The 15,785-nt window shown below is 71.1% G+C and carries 17 protein-coding genes; 4 read left to right on the forward strand and 13 right to left on the reverse strand.

All coding sequences use genetic code 11. The annotated features are described in order from the left end of the window. Window positions 1–33: 33 nt before the first annotated feature. From ybeY to ACLBXP_RS20680, 7 genes are all read right to left on the reverse strand, one after another. Complete coding sequence (gene ybeY / locus ACLBXP_RS20650) at window positions 34–516, reverse strand: rRNA maturation RNase YbeY (RefSeq protein WP_447669676.1); 483 nt, start codon at window positions 514–516, stop codon at window positions 34–36. A gap of 3 nt (window positions 517–519) precedes the next feature. Then, the gene (locus ACLBXP_RS20655) at window positions 520–1,629 is read right to left on the reverse strand and encodes a PhoH family protein (RefSeq protein ID WP_447669677.1); all 1,110 of its coding nucleotides are present in this window, start codon (window positions 1,627–1,629) and stop codon (window positions 520–522) included. A 97-nt stretch (window positions 1,630–1,726) separates the two neighbouring features. Continuing rightward, window positions 1,727–3,064 carry a tRNA (N6-isopentenyl adenosine(37)-C2)-methylthiotransferase MiaB gene (miaB, locus tag ACLBXP_RS20660; protein WP_447669678.1) on the reverse strand — a complete coding sequence of 446 codons (1,338 nt, stop codon included), beginning with the start codon at window positions 3,062–3,064 and terminating at the stop codon, window positions 1,727–1,729. Between the two features lie 162 nt (window positions 3,065–3,226). Next, window positions 3,227–4,111, reverse strand: a complete 885-nt coding sequence (locus ACLBXP_RS20665; protein ID WP_447669679.1) for a lysophospholipid acyltransferase family protein — start codon at window positions 4,109–4,111, stop codon at window positions 3,227–3,229. 39 nt (window positions 4,112–4,150) lie between these two features. Beyond that, complete coding sequence (locus ACLBXP_RS20670) at window positions 4,151–4,672, reverse strand: GNAT family N-acetyltransferase (protein ID WP_447669680.1); 522 nt, start codon at window positions 4,670–4,672, stop codon at window positions 4,151–4,153. After that, a complete protein-coding gene (tsaB, locus tag ACLBXP_RS20675) occupies window positions 4,669–5,349 on the reverse strand; it encodes a tRNA (adenosine(37)-N6)-threonylcarbamoyltransferase complex dimerization subunit type 1 TsaB (RefSeq protein WP_447669681.1) in 681 nt (226 codons plus the stop codon). The genes ACLBXP_RS20670 and tsaB overlap by 4 nt, the downstream gene beginning before the upstream one ends. 126 nt (window positions 5,350–5,475) lie before the next feature. Next, entirely contained in the window at window positions 5,476–6,042 is a 567-nt protein-coding gene (locus ACLBXP_RS20680) for a NifU family protein (RefSeq protein WP_447669682.1), read from the reverse strand. A 251-nt stretch (window positions 6,043–6,293) separates the two neighbouring features. On the opposite strand from ACLBXP_RS20680, the gene rplS reads away from it, so the two are divergent. Next, window positions 6,294–6,692: a 50S ribosomal protein L19 gene (rplS, locus tag ACLBXP_RS20685; protein WP_447669683.1), complete on the forward strand. Its 399-nt coding sequence runs from the start codon at window positions 6,294–6,296 to the stop codon at window positions 6,690–6,692. Window positions 6,693–6,784: 92 nt separating this feature from the next. Here rplS and ACLBXP_RS20690 read toward each other — a convergent pair whose 3' ends face one another. From ACLBXP_RS20690 to leuD, 4 genes are all read right to left on the reverse strand, one after another. After that, window positions 6,785–7,054: a Txe/YoeB family addiction module toxin gene (locus ACLBXP_RS20690; RefSeq protein WP_447669684.1), complete on the reverse strand. Its 270-nt coding sequence runs from the start codon at window positions 7,052–7,054 to the stop codon at window positions 6,785–6,787. Continuing rightward, on the reverse strand, window positions 7,051–7,305 hold the full coding sequence (locus ACLBXP_RS20695) for a type II toxin-antitoxin system Phd/YefM family antitoxin (protein WP_447669685.1): 255 nt from the start codon (window positions 7,303–7,305) through the stop codon (window positions 7,051–7,053). Before ACLBXP_RS20695 ends, ACLBXP_RS20690 begins: the two co-directional genes overlap by 4 nt. Window positions 7,306–7,367: 62 nt before the next feature. After that, window positions 7,368–8,564 (reverse strand): lytic murein transglycosylase, encoded by a 1,197-nt coding sequence (locus ACLBXP_RS20700; RefSeq protein WP_447669686.1) that lies wholly within the window; start codon window positions 8,562–8,564, stop codon window positions 7,368–7,370. Between the two features lie 82 nt (window positions 8,565–8,646). Then, window positions 8,647–9,249 carry a 3-isopropylmalate dehydratase small subunit gene (gene leuD, locus ACLBXP_RS20705; RefSeq protein WP_447669687.1) on the reverse strand — a complete coding sequence of 201 codons (603 nt, stop codon included), beginning with the start codon at window positions 9,247–9,249 and terminating at the stop codon, window positions 8,647–8,649. A 141-nt stretch (window positions 9,250–9,390) separates the two neighbouring features. Here leuD and ACLBXP_RS20710 point away from each other — a divergent pair, with 141 nt between their 5' ends. Together ACLBXP_RS20710 and ACLBXP_RS20715 are read left to right on the forward strand one after the other, a co-directional pair. After that, window positions 9,391–9,567: a hypothetical protein gene (locus tag ACLBXP_RS20710; protein WP_447669688.1), complete on the forward strand. Its 177-nt coding sequence runs from the start codon at window positions 9,391–9,393 to the stop codon at window positions 9,565–9,567. A gap of 111 nt (window positions 9,568–9,678) precedes the next feature. Then, window positions 9,679–9,957, forward strand: coding sequence for a hypothetical protein (locus ACLBXP_RS20715; RefSeq protein WP_447669689.1), 279 nt, complete (start codon window positions 9,679–9,681; stop codon window positions 9,955–9,957). A gap of 131 nt (window positions 9,958–10,088) precedes the next feature. On the opposite strand, the gene ccrA is transcribed toward ACLBXP_RS20715, so the two are convergent. Then, window positions 10,089–11,384 (reverse strand): crotonyl-CoA carboxylase/reductase, encoded by a 1,296-nt coding sequence (gene ccrA, locus ACLBXP_RS20720; protein ID WP_447669690.1) that lies wholly within the window; start codon window positions 11,382–11,384, stop codon window positions 10,089–10,091. A 175-nt stretch (window positions 11,385–11,559) separates the two neighbouring features. Continuing rightward, window positions 11,560–13,032 carry a catalase gene (locus ACLBXP_RS20725; protein WP_447669691.1) on the reverse strand — a complete coding sequence of 491 codons (1,473 nt, stop codon included), beginning with the start codon at window positions 13,030–13,032 and terminating at the stop codon, window positions 11,560–11,562. A gap of 522 nt (window positions 13,033–13,554) precedes the next feature. Here ACLBXP_RS20725 and ACLBXP_RS20730 point away from each other — a divergent pair. Beyond that, window positions 13,555–15,594, forward strand: coding sequence for a protein meaA (locus ACLBXP_RS20730; RefSeq protein WP_447669692.1), 2,040 nt, complete (start codon window positions 13,555–13,557; stop codon window positions 15,592–15,594). Window positions 15,595–15,785: the final 191 nt, after the last annotated feature.

Genomic DNA, 15,785 nt, shown 5'->3' on the forward strand with positions numbered 1-15,785 from the left:
GTCTCTCGTATCGGGGATGGGGCGCCGCGCCCGTCAGTCGGCGTAGGGGTCGGGGATGCCGAGCGTGGCGAGCGCCGCGATCTCGCGGGCCTCCATCGCCTCGGCCTCGGCCTCGCCGGTCTCGTGGTCCTGGCCCAGGAGGTGAAGGGTGCCATGAACGAGGAGGTGCGCGAGGTGATGGGCGAGCGGCTTCGACTGCTCGGCACTCTCGCGCAGCATCGTGTCATACGCAAGGACGACGTCGCCGAGGAGGCGCGCGCCGCCGTGCGGCGGCTGCGGGCCGGCCTCGAAGGACAGCACGTTCGTCGGCCTGTCCTTGCCCCGCCAGGTCCGGTTGAGGGCCTGGACGGTGGCGTCGTCCGCAAGCAGCACGCTGACTTCGACGGGCCCACTCGGCGGCTCCGGTGCCGCCGCGAGGCCGGCCTCGACGGCTCGAATCACCAGGGCCTCGAGGTCCGGGGCGACCTCGGCCCAGCGCGCGTCCTCGACGGAGACGTCGATCTCGTGGTCCGGCATGGGTCAGGCGAGGGGCCGGCGGCGCGGGTTCGGGTTGCGGTCGGCGTCCGATTCGCCGTGGGCGGCGCGCTCGTAGGCGGTGACGATGCGGCGCACGAGGTCGTGGCGCACCACGTCCACGTCCCGGAAGGTGATGCGGCCGATGCCCTCGACGCCGTCGAGCACGCCCACGGCCTCGACGAGGCCCGAGCGCTGGCCCGGCGGCAGGTCGACCTGGCTCGGGTCGCCGGTGACGATCATCCGCGAGTTCTCGCCGAGGCGCGTGAGGAACATCTTCATCTGCATCGAGGTGGTGTTCTGCGCCTCGTCGAGGAGCACCACGGCGTTGGTGAGGGTTCGCCCGCGCATGAAGGCGAGGGGCGCGATCTCGATGATGCCCGTCTGCAGCCCGCGGTCGACGTGGCGCGCCTCCATGAAGTCGTAGAGGGCGTCGTAGATCGGGCGGAGATACGGATCGACCTTCTCGCGCATGTCGCCGGGCAGGAAGCCCAGGCGCTCGCCGGCCTCGACGGCGGGGCGCGAGAGGATCAGGCGCTCGGCGTGGCCCTGCTCCAGGAGCGAGACGGCGTGGCCCACGGCGAGCCAGGTCTTGCCGGTGCCGGCGGGCCCCTCGGCGAAGACGAGCTCGTTCGTCCGCAGCGCCTTGATGTAGGCGTCCTGCGCGGCGTTGCGGGCGCGCACGGCCCCGCGCCGGCGGGTGGCGATCTGCTCGAAATGCGGCCGGTCGGGCTCCGAGGCGACCTCGGCCGAGGGAAAGAGGTTGCCCTGGACGGTGACCTCCTGGATCGCGCCGTCGACGTCCCCGAGGGTCAGCGTCGAGCCGCCGCCGCGCACCCGGGCATAGAGCCGCTCGAACACCCGGCGCGCCTTCTCGGCGGCGTCCGGCGGGCCCTTCAGGACGAGGTGGTTGCCGAGCGGCGTCGCGGTGACCTCCAGGCGCCGCTCGATATGGGCGACGTTCTGGTCGTACTGCCCGAAGACGAGGCTCGCGAGGCGGTTGTCGTCGAAGGTGAGGGAGACCTCGACGGCCTCCAAGATGTCCCCCCCGCGCGCTGCCGGCCCGCGTCCCCGCAGGGCGCCGCCGCGGCCGGATGCTCCGTCACCTGGATTCACGCAAGGGTCCTTCGCTGGCGCGACCGGGCTCGGCCGCCCCCGTCATATGGGGAGGATGGACGCCGTTTCCCGCTCGCGCGCGGACGATTCCGCGCGTTCACGCGGCCTCGGCCCGCGGCAGAACCTCGCCGAACAGGCTGTTGGAGCCGGCCGCCACGATGCGCACGGGCAGGATCGTCCCGATGGCGGAGGCCGGGGCATCCACCTGCACGGCCAGCAGATGCGGCGTCTTGCCCGCCACCTGCCCGGCGTGACGGCCGGCCTTCTCGACCAGGATCTCGGTCGACCGGCCGACCGCCGCCGCCTGATAGGCGTGGCGCTGGCGGTCGAGGAGCCCCTGGAGGGCGGCGAGGCGCTCGGACTTCACGGCCTCCGGTACGGCATCGTCGCGCTCCGCGGCCGGGGTGCCGGGGCGCGGGCTGTACTTGAACGAGAAGGCGCTCTCGAAGCCGATATCGGCGACGAGCCGCATCGTCTCGGAAAACTCGGCGTCGGTCTCGCCCGGGAAGCCCACGATGAAGTCGGAGGAGAGCGCGATGTCGGGCCGGGCCGCGCGGATCCGCTCGATGAGGCGGCGATAGGCGTCCGCGGTGTGGCGCCGGTTCATCGCGGCGAGCACCCGGTCGGAGCCCGACTGCACGGGCAGGTGCAGGTAGGGCATCAGGGCCGGGATCTCGGCATGGGCCCGGATCAGGTCCTCGCCCATGTCGTTCGGGTGGCTCGTGGTGTAGCGGATGCGCGCGATGCCGGGGATGTCCGCCACCGCCCGCATCAGGTCGGCGAGCGTGGCCGGCGCGCCGTCCGGGCCCGCGCCGTGATAGGCGTTGACGTTCTGGCCGATCAGCGTGACCTCGCGCACCCCGGCCTCGGCGAGCCTCCGGGCCTCGCCGATCACCGCCGCGACGGAGCGCGAGACCTCGGCGCCGCGCGTGTAGGGCACCACGCAGAACGCGCAGAACTTGTCGCAGCCCTCCTGCACGGTGAGGAAGGCCGAGACCCCCTTGTTGCGACGGGCCGGCAGGTGGTCGAACTTGTCCTCGGCCGGGAACTCCGTGTCGACGACCCGCTTCTCCCGCGAGCGCGCCAGCAGGTCCGGCAGGCGGTGGTAGCTCTGCGGGCCGACCACCACGTCGACGGTCGGCGCCCGGGCGAGGATCTCCGCGCCCTCGGCCTGCGCCACGCAGCCGGCGACGACGATGCGGGTGTCCTGGCCCGCGCGCTGCCGCTCGCCCTTCAGCACGCGCAGACGCCCGAGCTCCGAATAGACCTTCTCGGCGGCCTTCTCGCGGATGTGGCAGGTGTTGAGGACGACGACGTCCGCCTCTTCCAGGGTCTCCGTCGCGGCGTAGCCCTCGCGCCCCAGGACGTCCGCCATGCGGGCGGCGTCGTAGGCATTCATCTGGCAGCCGTAGGATTTGACGAAGGCTTTCTTCAACGCTGGAAGTCCCGGATTGCAGGCGGGGCCGGCGTGACCGTCCGGCCGAGCGCGGAGCCCCTAGCACACATTCGGCCGGGCGTCGCGGCGGCCGTGCCCGCGAGGGACGCGCCCGCAAGGGTCCGGCACGCATGCGGGCTGGAGCAGACCACCGGCCCTGGCTCAGGCCGCCACCATCCCGGCGTCCGGCACCGGCGGCTCCCGGTCGGCGGCCGGGCGCGCCGCGCCCTCCGGCACCGGCAGGCCCGCCGGCGGCCGTCCCGTCACGGCCTGCTGCAGGGCCGCGCGCACCGAGGCCTCGGCGAGCGCCGTCGCCAGCTTGCGGTCGCTGCCGGCCTCGAAGGCGATGGGTGCGCCCCAGACCACGTGCACGTCGAGGGGCCCGCGGGCGACGAAGTCGGCGAGGTGGGGGGCGAGCTCCATGTCGCCGTACCAGGCGACCTCCGGCCGCTCCTTGCGCTGGAGCGGAAGGCCGTTCCGGCGCGGGTAGGTGACCGCGAGGGGCTGGAGGCGCAGGCTCGCCCGCCCGCCCTCCGCCGCGATCGCCGCGCGGGCCGCGCCGACGAGCGAGGAGCGGAACGGCAGGAGGCGGTTGCCGTCGCCGGTGGTGCCCTCGGCAAACAGCACGATCAGGTCCCCGGCCGCGAGGCGGTCGCCCACGGCGGCGTTGACGGAGGCGGTGGCGCTGCGGCGGGCGCGATCGATGAAGATCGTGCGCTGGAGCGCCGCCAGCAGGCCGACCACCGGCCAGCCGGCAATCTCGGACTTCGCTACGAAGGAGAGGGGGCGGAGCGAGCCGAGCGCCAGGATGTCGAGCCAGGAGACGTGGTTGGCGAGCACCAGGGCGGGCTCGCCGCGGGCCGGCGGCGTGCCGCTCTGCGTCACCCGGACCCCGAACAGGCGCAGAACCGCCCGGTGGAACAGCACCGGCGCATGCGCGGCGATGCGGCCGCGCCCGAAGCGCAGGCTGAGCCAGTGGGGGCCGGCGAGGACGAGGAAGACGAGCGCGCAGGCCAGCAGGCGCAGGGCCACGCCGGGGCGGCTCATGGCGGGCTCCCGCTCATGGCCGCGCTGCTCCCGCGGCGCTCATGCGAGGTCGGCCCGCATGGTGAGCGCCGTCGCCCGACTGCCATCGGGGCGCGGATAGTAGCCGGTGCGCTCGCCGACCTTGGCGAAGCCGTGGCGGGCGTAGAGGCGCAGGGCCGGCGCGTTGCCCTCGTCGACCTCCAGGTGGACGCGGGCGACACCCGCATGGGCGAGTTGCGTCAGGTGCTCGCGCAGGAGCCGGTGGCTCAGGCCGCCGCCGCGGGCCGCGGGGCTCAGCACCACGGTGAGGATCTCCGCCTCGTCGGCCGCCCGGCGCGAGAGGATGAAGCCCTGCACCGAGCCGCCGCGCCAGAGGGCGTGCGCGTGCGTCGAGCGCTCGCAGAGCATGCGCTCGAACTCGTGCGCGTCCCACGGGCGGGCGAAGGCCGTGGCGTGGAGGCGGGCGAGCGCGCGCGCCTGTCCGGCGTCGCGCAGGGGGGCGACGTAGGGCTCGGGGCCCCAGGTGTCCCACCAGGCGAGCCACCACTCGAAGGGCCAGAAGGGGGAGACGGGGCGGGTCATCGGCGCGCCAGGCGATGGTGGTCCTGCGGCTGGGCGTCGGGACCGCGCAGGTAGAGGGGTCGGGGCAGCGCCTGGTCGGGGTCCGCGACGAGGCCGAGCGAGGCGACCCAGGCAATCTCCGGCGCGCCGGTCCCGGTGACTTCGGCGGCGTGTCCGCGCGCCTGCAGGGCGGCCGCGAGGGCGGGCGCGCCGGAGCCCACGAGGGTGACGGGGGGGCGCCCGAGCTGGTCGGCCGCCTCGTCGAGGCGCATCAGCGTCGGGGGAACCGCGATGCCCGCGCCCGCCTGCATGGCCTGGAGGTAGACGGCCCCGTGGCGGGCATCGATGGCGGCGACCATCAGGCCGTTGCCGCCCTGCGCCAGCAGCGGCGCCAGCAGCGCCGACAGGGTGGTGACGCCGACCACCGGTATGCCGGCGGCGAGGCCCACGGCCCGGGCGGCCGAGAGGCCGACGCGCAGGCCGGTGTAGCTGCCGGGTCCCACCGTCACCGCGACCCGGTCGAGCGCCTCGAAGCCCCCCGGGACACGGGCCATCACGCGCTCGACGAGGGGCAGCAGGGCCTCCGCGTGGCCGCGGGCCAGCGGCATCACCTCCTCGGCGAGGAGTTCGTCCGAGTCGTCCGTCGCGACGCAGGCGGCGCAGACGTCGAGCGCCGTGTCGATGGCCAGGATACGCACGCCCACTCCCGATCGCGCCGGCTCCCTCGGATCACGCGCCGGGGCGCGGGTCCGAGGTTAGGCCAAAACCGGCGCCTCGTCAGCGCGCGGTGCGCTTTTCGCAGGCCCTGTTGCGCGGCTGCCGCGTCAGACGGCCTGCACCTCGCGCACCTCCGGCAGGAAGTGGCGGAACAGGTTCTGCACGCCGTGCCGCAGGGTCGCGGTGGAGGAGGGGCAGCCCGAGCAGGCGCCCTTCATCTCCAGGTAGACGACGCCCTCGCGGTAGCCCCGGAAGGTGATGTCGCCGCCGTCGCCCGCCACCGCGGGGCGGACCCGGGTCTCCAGGAGGTCCTTGATGGTCACCACGGTGTCGTGGTCGGCCGCATCGTAGAACTCCTCCGCGTCGTCCTCGGCCGTCGCGGCACCCTCGGCGAGCACCGGCGCGCCGGACTGGAAGTGCTCCATGATGGCGCCGAGCACGGCCGGCTTCACCTGCGGCCACTCGCTGCCGTCGTCGGCCTTCGTGACGGAGATGAAGTCGTGCCCGAAATAGACGCCCGAGACGCCGGCGACGTCGAACAGGCGCTGGGCGAGGGGGGAGCGGGCCGCGCCGGCCGCGTCGCGGGCCTCGAAGGTCGATTCGGCGAGCACGACCCGCCCGGGCAGGAACTTCAGGGTCGCGGGATTCGGCGTGGCTTCGGTCTGGATGAACATCGATGGGGTGTCCTCGTCCTCTGCGCCGGTTCAAGGCCGGCCGGGAACGGCGCCTCGGCGGCGCCTCCCTCACATGTGGACCGGACGGGCGGATTTCTCAACGCCGGGCGCCCGCCGCACGATTGGAGCGGGGATCCATCGACAAGCCGGGCGCCATCGTGTATCGGGCGGGCCAACTCACAACAGGATGCCGAAATCCTGGCGCCTGCGTCCCATGCCGGGGCGAGGGCGCAACGGCAGGAGCTTTGTCCATGAACATCATCCAGCAGCTCGAGCAGGAAGAGATCGCGCGTCTCGCCAAGACGATCCCCGATTTCGAGCCCGGCGACACCGTGATCGTCAACGTGCGCGTCAAGGAAGGCGAGCGCACCCGCGTCCAGGCCTACGAGGGCGTCTGCATCGCCCGCTCCGGCGGCGGCCTGAACGAGAGCTTCACGGTCCGCAAGATCTCCTACGGCGAGGGCGTGGAGCGCGTGTTCCCCGTGCACTCCCCGATGATCGATTCGATCAAGGTGGCCCGCCGCGGCAAGGTCCGCCGCGCCAAGCTGTACTACCTGCGCGACCGCCGCGGTAAGTCGGCCCGCATCGTCGAGCGCAGCGAGCGCCCCGCCAAGGCCGCGAAGGCCGCGGCCCCCGCCGCCGCGGAGTAAGACCCTACGGTCGGCCCGCCGCGCGCCTCACGGCAGCGCGGCGGCTCACCGCTGCCGGCCCGATGCGGTTCGCGGCCCGTGGGCACATGACGTCATCCGTAATGCCGCCGGCATTGCAGGATCTCCAGGGCCTGCTCCGCGCCCTTGCCGCCAACGCGGTAGACGAGGCGATGCTCGCCGGTGATGCGGCGTGACCAGAAGCCCTTCAGATTGCCCCTCAGCGGCTCGGGCTTTCCCGTCCCAGCAAAGGGTGTCCGCATCGCCTCCCGGATGAGAGCGTTCAGGCGCCGCATCACGACGGGGTCCGTTGCCTGCCAATGCAGGTAGTCCTCCCAGGCATGGTCGGACCAGACGAGCTTCACCCTTCGCTCAGATCCCGAGCGATACCGCGCCCCCCATCAAGCTGCGCGATCGACTCCTGCAGCCGCCGCGCATTCTCGGGCGTTCCGAGAAGGTGCAGCGTCTCCTGCAGGCTCTCCCATTCCGCGAGGGGCAGGATGACCATGTCGTCCCGATTCTGACGGGTGACGACGAGCTCCGAGCGATCCGCCTCGAGGCGGTCAAGGTGACGGGCAAGGTTGCGTCGCAGTTCCGTCAGACTGACGTGAGCCATGCGTCATCCCCGCTCTGTACGCGACGCTGTACATAGGCGTGGCCGGATGCGGCCGCAACCGCTCACCCCCGGCGCAAAGCCTCCAGCACCTTCGCGCCCGGGCGCCCGGTCTGCGGCATGCCGAGCTTGGCCTCGACGTCCTTGATCGCGTCGCGGGTCTTCGCGCCGACCTTGCCGTCCGGCTCGCCGACGTCGTAGCCGCGGGCGGCGAGCCGAGTCTGCAGGTCGCGACGCTGGGCGCGCGACAGCGGCGGGTCGTCGGTCGGCCATTCCGCCTGGATGCCGGCGCGGCCGCGCAGGCGGTCGGAGAGCACCGCGATGGCGAGCCCGTAGGATTCGGCGGCGTTGTAGGAGTAGATCGCGTCGAAGTTCCGCGTCACCAGGAAGGCCGGCCCGTCCGCGCCCGCCGGCGCCAGGATGCCGACCGGGCCCTCCGCGCTCAAGGGGCGGCCGTCGATCCGGGTCACGCCGAGCGCCGTCCAGTGGCCGACCGCGTGCTTGTTCTTCCGGCCCGCCGCGCCGACGTTGAAGCCCCGCGGCAGCCGCACCTCGTAGCCCCAGCCGTGCCCGTTCGACCACTTGGCGGCCCGCAGGAAGTTCGCCGTGGAGCCCACAGCGTCGGCGGCCGAATCGACCACGTCCCGGCGGCCGTCCCCGTCGAGGTCGACGGCGAGGCGCTGGTAGGTCGAGGGCATGAACTGCGTCTGCCCGAAGGCGCCGGCCCAGGAGCCGTAGAGCCGCGAGGCGTCGATGTCGCCGCGCTCGATGATCTTCAGGGTCGCGATCAGCTCGCCGCGGAAGAAGTCGCGCCGGCGGTTGCCCGAGCAGGCCAGCGTCGCGAGCGACTGGACGAGGGGCATCTTGCCGAGGTTCTTGCCGAAGTTCGACTCGACGCCCCACACCGCCGCGATGGTGTAGCGGTCGACGCCGTACTTCGCCTCCGCGGCGGCGAGGGCCTGCGCGTGCTGGCGCATCGCGGCCTTGCCGTCATCCACGCGCTCGTCGTCGACGAGGGCGGCCATGTAGTCCCAGATCGGCGTCTTGAACTCGGGCTGGGCCTGAGAGAGCTCGATCACCTTGTCGTCGTAGCTGATGCCCGAGGTGGCCGCCCGGAAGGTCTGGGCGGAGACGCCTGCCGCCGCGGCCTGCCCCTGGATGCCCGCGAGGCAATCCTGGAACCCGGCCCGGGCCGGGAGGGGGCCGAGCCCCGCTGCCAGGACCAGACAGGCTGCGGCGGCGCTGCGCGTGGGCGTCGTCATGCTCGGGCTCCTCGTAGCCGTGCCGAATATCGGCCCTGATTCAGGCGATACGAGGGTTAACGAACCGGAAACGAACCCCGCCTCAGAGCCACCCGCGCTCGGCGAGCTTCGCCTCGAACGCGTCGATCTTCGGCGCCCGCTCCAGGGTCAGCCCGATCTCGTCGAGCCCGTTGAGCAGGTTGTGCTTGCGGCCGGGCTCGATCTCGAAGTGCAGCGTGCCGCCGTCCGGTCCCTTGATGGTCTGCGCCGCGAGGTCGATCGACAGGGTGGCGTTGGCGCCGCGCTCCGCGTCCTGGAACAGCTTCTCCAGGTCCTCGGGCGAGACCGTGATCGCCAGGATGCCGTTCTTCCCGCAATTGTTGAAGAAGATGTCCGCGAAGCTCGTGGAGATCACGCAGCGGATCCCGAAATCGGCCAGCGCCCAGGGCGCGTGCTCGCGCGAGGAGCCGCAACCGAAATTGTCGCCGACGACGAGGATCCGGGCGTTGCGGTAGGCCGGCTTGTTGAGGACGAAGTCCGGCTTCTCGGAGCCGTCGTCGTTGTAGCGCATCTCGGCGAACAGGCCCTTCCCGAGCCCGGTGCGCTTGATCGTCTTCAGGTACTGCTTCGGGATGATGCGGTCCGTGTCGACGTTGATGATCCGCATGGGCGCCGCGACGCCCTCCAGGGTGGTGAACTTGTCCATGATCCGCTTCGCGTGGCTCGTGTGCGTGGTCCGCCTTCTAGCAGCGCCGCAAAGTGTCAGGAAGACGCGACGCCCGCGTCTCGCGCCTGCCATGCCGCGGCCCTATGATGCCCGGGCGATCACCGGGTGAGGGGGCAAGAGATGGCCGAGCCGACGAACACCTTCAAGAAGGCGCCGAAGCGCAAACCCTCGAAGGGCCGCTCGGTCGCCGTCTCGCCCGAGGCCCGGCAGGCCTACGCGGACCTCATCAAGGAGCGGGCCGAGAAGCAGGAGAGCTACGCCCGCCACCTGCCGCAGACGGAGCCGAAGCGCCGCTGAGGCGGCCTCGTGCGAGGGCGCACGCTGCATCGCAGCAAGCGGCACCATCTCCCCGGCATCGAGGCCCGGGCCGCAACGGGCGGCCGCAGCCCTCGACCAGGGACCACCGCCATGTCCGGCCCGACGCTCCGCACCACGCTCCTCGCCGCCCTCGTCCTCGGCGCGGCGCCCGCCCTGGCCCAGAGCGCCCTGGCCCAAGGCGCCCCGGCATCCGTGCCGCCGGCGGCGAGCCTCGGCTACGCGGCGAGCCCGCTCGGCGGCCAGGGTTTCGTGCAGTCACCGCCCGCGCGGGCGGCGGCCCGCGCACCCCGCATCGCCGCGCCCTTCGAGGCCGACGTCACGGGATCGATCGCGGACCCTCGCCCGCGGCTGCGCGGCGGGGTCCGGTGATCCGTTCCCTGCCGGGTCCGGCCTCGCCCGACCGCACACCCGGCCTTCCAACAAAACGGCCCTCTCCCGATCCGGGAGAGGGCCTCGTCGTTCAGCCGGCGATCACGGCGCCCGGCGCCTGAGGGAGCCGCCTACATCGCCTTGAGCGGACCCGCCTCGATGACGTCCTCGACCGTGCGCAGGCCCGCGCGGGTCGAGTTCACCAGGCAGGCCATGTTGCCGGGCGGGTGCAGGTTCTTCCACATCTTGGTGTGCGCCGCCGGGATCTTGTCCCAGGGGAACACCTCGCTCATGCAGGGATCGACGCGCCGGTCCATCACGAACTGGTTGGCGGCCGAGGCCTGCTTGAGGTGGGCGAAGTGCGAACCCTGGATGCGCTTCTGGCGCATCCAGACGTAGCGGGCGTCGAAGGTGATGTTGAAGCCGGTGGTGCCCGCGCAGAACACCACCATGCCGCCGCGCTTCACCACCAGCGCCGAGACCGGGAAGGTCGCCTCGCCGGGGTGCTCGAACACGATGTCGACGTCGTTGCCCTTGCCGGTGATGTCCCAGATGGCCTTGCCGAACTTGCGGGCTTCCTTGGTCCAGGCGTGGAACTCGGGCGAGTTCACCTTCGGGAGCTGGCCCCAGCAGTCGAAGTCCTTGCGGTTGATGACGCCCTTGGCGCCGAGGCTCATCACGTAGTCGCGCTTCGACTCGTCGGAGATCACCGCGATCGCGTTGGCGCCGCTCGCCGCGCAGAGCTGCACGCCGAACACGCCGAGGCCGCCGGAGGCGCCCCAGATCAGCACGTTCTGGCCCGGCCGGACGGTGTGGGGCGCGTGGCCGAACAGCATGCGGTAGGCGGTGGCCAGCGTCAGCGTGTAGCAGGCCGCCTCTTCCCAGGTGAGGTGCTTCGGGCGGGCCATCAGCTGGCGCGATTGCACCCGGCAATACTGCGCGAAGGAGCCGTCCCCGGTCTCGTAGCCCCAGATGCGCTGGGTCGGCGAGAACATCGGGTCGCCGCCGTTGCACTCCTCGTCGTCGCCGTCGTCCTGGTTGCAGTGGACGATGACCTCGTCGCCGACCTTCCAGCGCTTCACCTTGGCGCCGACCTTCCAGACGATGCCGGAGGCGTCGGAACCCGCGATGTGGTACTCGCCCTTGTGCACGTCGAAGGGCGAGATCGGCTCGCCGAGGCCGGCCCAGACGCCGTTGTAGTTCACGCCGGCGGCCATCACGTAGACCAGCACCTCGTCGTCGCCGATATCCCAGACCGGCAGCACCTCGAGCTGGTGCGACTGCTCCGGCGGCCCGTGGCGCTCGCGCCGGATCGCCCAGGCGTACATCTTCGCCGGCACGTGCCCGAGGGGCGGGATCTCGCCCATCTCGTAGAGATCCTTGACCTCGCCGCTCCCGGCCGGTTGCAACGCCGCACTCGCAGCCATCGTGGCACTCCCTGTCATCGTCTTGTCGTGGTGACGCTTCCCGACGCTATAGCGACGATGCGGAAGCGCTCCAAGTGGTCCCAAAGGCCTAGCCGAGGGGGCTTTCCACGAAAAACGGCGCCGGCCAAGACCGGCGCCCGATGCATTCAATATTACATCGCTCAGAGCTGCCGAATCACTCGGCGGCCTGCTGCTTCGCCTCGATGCCGAGGCCCTGTGCGACCCCGCGCCCGAATTCTTCGTGCACCTTGTACCAGTGGCCGATCATCCGCTCCTGGATGTGCCGCGGGCTGTCGCCCATGGAGGTGACGATGTTCGCGACGAGCCGCTGGCGCCCGCCCTCGTCGAGCACCTTGGACCAGAGCTGGCGCGGCTGGCCGTAGAGGTCCTCGTCGTCGCCGGGCCAGCCGTAGCGGCCGGCATCGCCCTTCAGGCGGAGCGGCGGCTCGCTGAAGGCCGGGTCCTGCACGGGCCCACCGAACGAGTTCGGCTCATAATCGACCTGCGCGCCGTGGTTGCCGTCGGTCCGCATCGCGCCGTCGCGGTGGTAGGTCTGCACCCTGGCGTTCTTCGCCTGGTTCACGGGGATCTGGTGATAGTTCACGCCGAGCCGGTAGCGATGCGCGTCCGCGTACGACAGGATCCTGTTCTGCAGCATCTTGTCGGGCGAGAAGCCGATGCCGGGCACGACGTTCGAGGGCTCGAAGGCCGACTGCTCGATCTCGGCGAAGTAGTTCTCCGGGTTCCGGTTGAGCTCCATCTCGCCGATCTCGATCAGCGGGTAGTCCGCGTGCGGCCAGACCTTGGTGAGGTCGAACGGGTTGACGCGGTAGGTATCGGCTTCGAGTTCGGGCATGATCTGGACCTTCACCGTCCATTTCGGAAAGTCGCCCCGCCCGATGGCGCCCGAGAGGTCGGCGCTCGAGTAGTCCGGGTCCTTGCCAGCGATCTCGTCCGCCTCGTCGGCCGAGAAGTTCTGGATGCCCTGCTGCGTGATGAAGTGGAACTTCACCCAGTAGCGCTCGCCCGCCTCGTTCCAGAGCGAGAAGGTGTGCGAGCCGTAGCCGTTCATGAAGCGCGCCGACTTCGGCGTGCCCCGGTCGCTGTAGAGGATCATCACCTGGTGGATGGCCTCCGGCGAGAGGCCCCAGAAGTCCCAGCGCCGCCAATGGGGCTTCAGGTGCGTGCGGGGGTCGCGCTTCTGCGTGCGGATGAAGTCCGAGAACTTGATCGCGTCCCGCACGAAGAAGATCGGCGTGTTGTTGCCGACGAGGTCCCAGTTGCCCTCGCCCGTGTAGAACTTGAGGGCGAAGCCGCGGGGGTCCCGGGCCGTGTCGGCCGAGCCCGACTCGCCGCCGACCGTGGAGAAGCGGGCGACCATCGGCACCTCGGCGCCGACCTCGGTCAGGACCTTGGCGCGGGTGTACTCGGCGAGGCTCCGGGTCAGCCGGAAGGTGCCGTAGGCGCCGTAGCCCTTCGCGTGGACCACCCGCTCGGGGATCCGCTCCCGGTTGAAATGGGCCATCTTCTCGATGAGGTGGTAGTCCTGCATCAGCACCGGCCCGCGCGGGCCGGCCGTGACCGAGTTCTGGTTGTCGGACACGGGATTGCCGAAGGCGGTCGTGAGGCGCGGGCTCTGGTCTGCCATCGTGGCGGTCTCCGAGGGGGAAGGGGCGCAGCGCGACGCCGCGGGCACCGACGCATTGCGCGCGATGCGAATTCGTTGACCGCACAACGCGCGAAGGCGCGGTTGGAGCCATTCGAATTTGCGGGGCGCAGCCGTTTCCCAGGGTGTTTCGCGCCGGGCCCGACTAAGAGCCTGTTTGAGGCGGTATTCCAACGCGTTACCTCATCCTGAGGTGCCGCGTCAGCGGCCTCGAAGGAGGGTTCCAGGGATCGCGCGGCTTCTGGACGCCTCCTTCGAGGCTGCTTCGCAGCACCTCAGGATGAGGGGGATGGGCTGGACAACGGCCACCGGTCCGACAGCCCTTTGCTGTCATGAATCAAACAGCCTCTAAGTGCTTTTGGGGGCTTCTCAACTTTTTCTCGTCCCTCGCCCCGCGGCCTCCGCCCTTCTGGCAGATGACGCGCCCCAACGGCTTCGCTACGGTGCCGGCCAACGGCGCGCCACCGTGCGCGAACACGCGGATTCTGTAGACGGAGTCGAGGGATGAACGCTCAGGCAGAGGTCGCCGAGGTGAAGCGCGACAAACCGTGGATTATCCGCACCTACGCGGGCCACTCGACCGCGGCGGAGTCGAACAAGCTCTACCGGGGCAACCTCGCCAAGGGCCAGACCGGCCTGTCGGTGGCCTTCGACCTGCCGACCCAGACCGGCTACGACCCGGACCACGAGCTCTCCCGCGGCGAGGTCGGCAAGGTCGGCGTCTCGATCGCGCATCTCGGCGACATGCGGAGCCTGTTTCAGGACATCCCGCTCGCCCAGATGAACACCTCGATGACGATCAACGCCACGGCGCCGTGGCTGCTCTCGCTCTACCTGGCGGTGGCCGAGGAGCAGGGCGCGCCGCTCTCGGCGCTGCAGGGCACGACCCAGAACGACATCATCAAAGAATACCTGTCGCGCGGCACCTACGTGTTCCCGCCCGCGCCCTCGCTCCGGCTCACCAAGGACGTGATCCTGTTCACGACCCGCGAGGTTCCGAAATGGAACCCGATGAACGTCTGCTCCTACCACCTGCAGGAGGCCGGAGCGACGCCCGTGCAGGAGCTGTCCTACGCGCTGGCCATCGCCATCGCCGTGCTCGACACCGTGCGGGACGACCCGGACTTCGACGCGAACAGCTTCCCCGAGGTGTTCGGCCGCATCTCGTTCTTCGTGAACGCGGGGCTGCGCTTCGTCACCGAGATCTGCAAGATGCGCGCGTTCTCGGAGCTCTGGGACGAGATCGCCCGCGAGCGCTACGGCATCGACGATCCCAAGAAGCGGATCTTCCGCTACGGCGTCCAGGTCAACAGCCTGGGGCTGACCGAGCAGCAGCCCGAGAACAACGTCCACCGCATCCTCATCGAGATGCTGGCCGTCACCCTCTCGAAGCGCGCCCGCGCCCGCGCCGTGCAGCTCCCGGCCTGGAACGAGGCGCTCGGCCTGCCGCGTCCCTGGGACCAGCAATGGTCCATGCGCATGCAGCAGATCCTCGCCTTCGAGACGGACCTCCTGGAGTACGACGACATCTTCGACGGCTCGAAGGTGATCGACGCGAAGGTCGAGGCGCTGAAGGCCGAGACCCGGGCGGAGCTCGAGCGCATCGGCGGCATCGGGGGCGCGGTCGCGGCGGTCGAGACCGGCGCGCTGAAGCGCGCGCTCGTCGAATCGAACGCCAAGCGCATCTCGGCGATTGAGGCCGGCGACCAGATCGTCGTCGGCGTCAACAAGTGGCAGCAGGGCGAGCCCTCGCCGCTGACGGCCGGGGAGGGCGCGATCTTCACCGTGTCGGAGACGGTCGAGATGGAGGCCGAGGCCCGGGTGCGCGAGTGGCGGAGCCAGCGCGACGACCGCGCGGTGGGCGCCGCCCTCGACGCGCTGGAGCAGGCGGCGCGCTCCGGGGCCAACATCATGCCCGTCTCGATCGCCGCCGCGAAGGCGGGCGTGACCACCGGCGAGTGGGGCGAGCGCCTGCGCACGGTGTTCGGCGAGTACCGGGCGCCGACCGGCGTGACGCTGGAGACCGTCTCGGCAGGGGCGGCCGAGGAGGCGCGCCTCCTGATCGCCGACCTCGGCGAGCGCCTCGGCGAGCAGCCGCGCCTCGTGGTCGGCAAGCCCGGCCTCGACGGGCACTCGAACGGTGCCGAGCAGATCGCGCTCCGCGCCCGGGACGTCGGCTTCGACGTGACCTACGACGGCATCCGCCAGACGCCGACCGAGATCGTCGCCAAGGCGAAGGAGACCGGCGCCCACGTCGTCGGCCTCTCGATCCTGTCGGGCAGCCACGTTCCGCTGGTGCGCGACGTGAAGGCGAAGCTGCGCGAGGCCGGGCTCGACCACGTGCCGGTCGTCGTCGGCGGCATCATCTCCGCGGAGGACGAGCTCGTCCTGAAGAACATGGGCGTTCAGGCCGTCTACACGCCGAAGGACTACGCCATCGACCGGATCATGGTGGGCCTCGCCAAGGTGGTGGAGCGCAGCCTCGATGCCCGCAACCGCACCGACGGCGCGGCGCCTCGCGCCGAGGCCGCCCAGGTCTACTGAGAGCCTGTTTGAGGCGTTGTTCCAACGCGTTACCTCATCCTGAGGTGCCGCGTCAGCGGCCTCGAAGGAGGGCTCCAGGGATCGCGCGGCTTCTGGACGGCTCCTTCGAGGCTGCTTCGCAGCACCTCAGGATGAGGGGGATGGGCTGGACAACCGCCACCGGTCCGACAGCCCTTCGCTGTCATGAATCA

The organism is Methylobacterium sp. A54F (genome assembly GCF_053346035.1).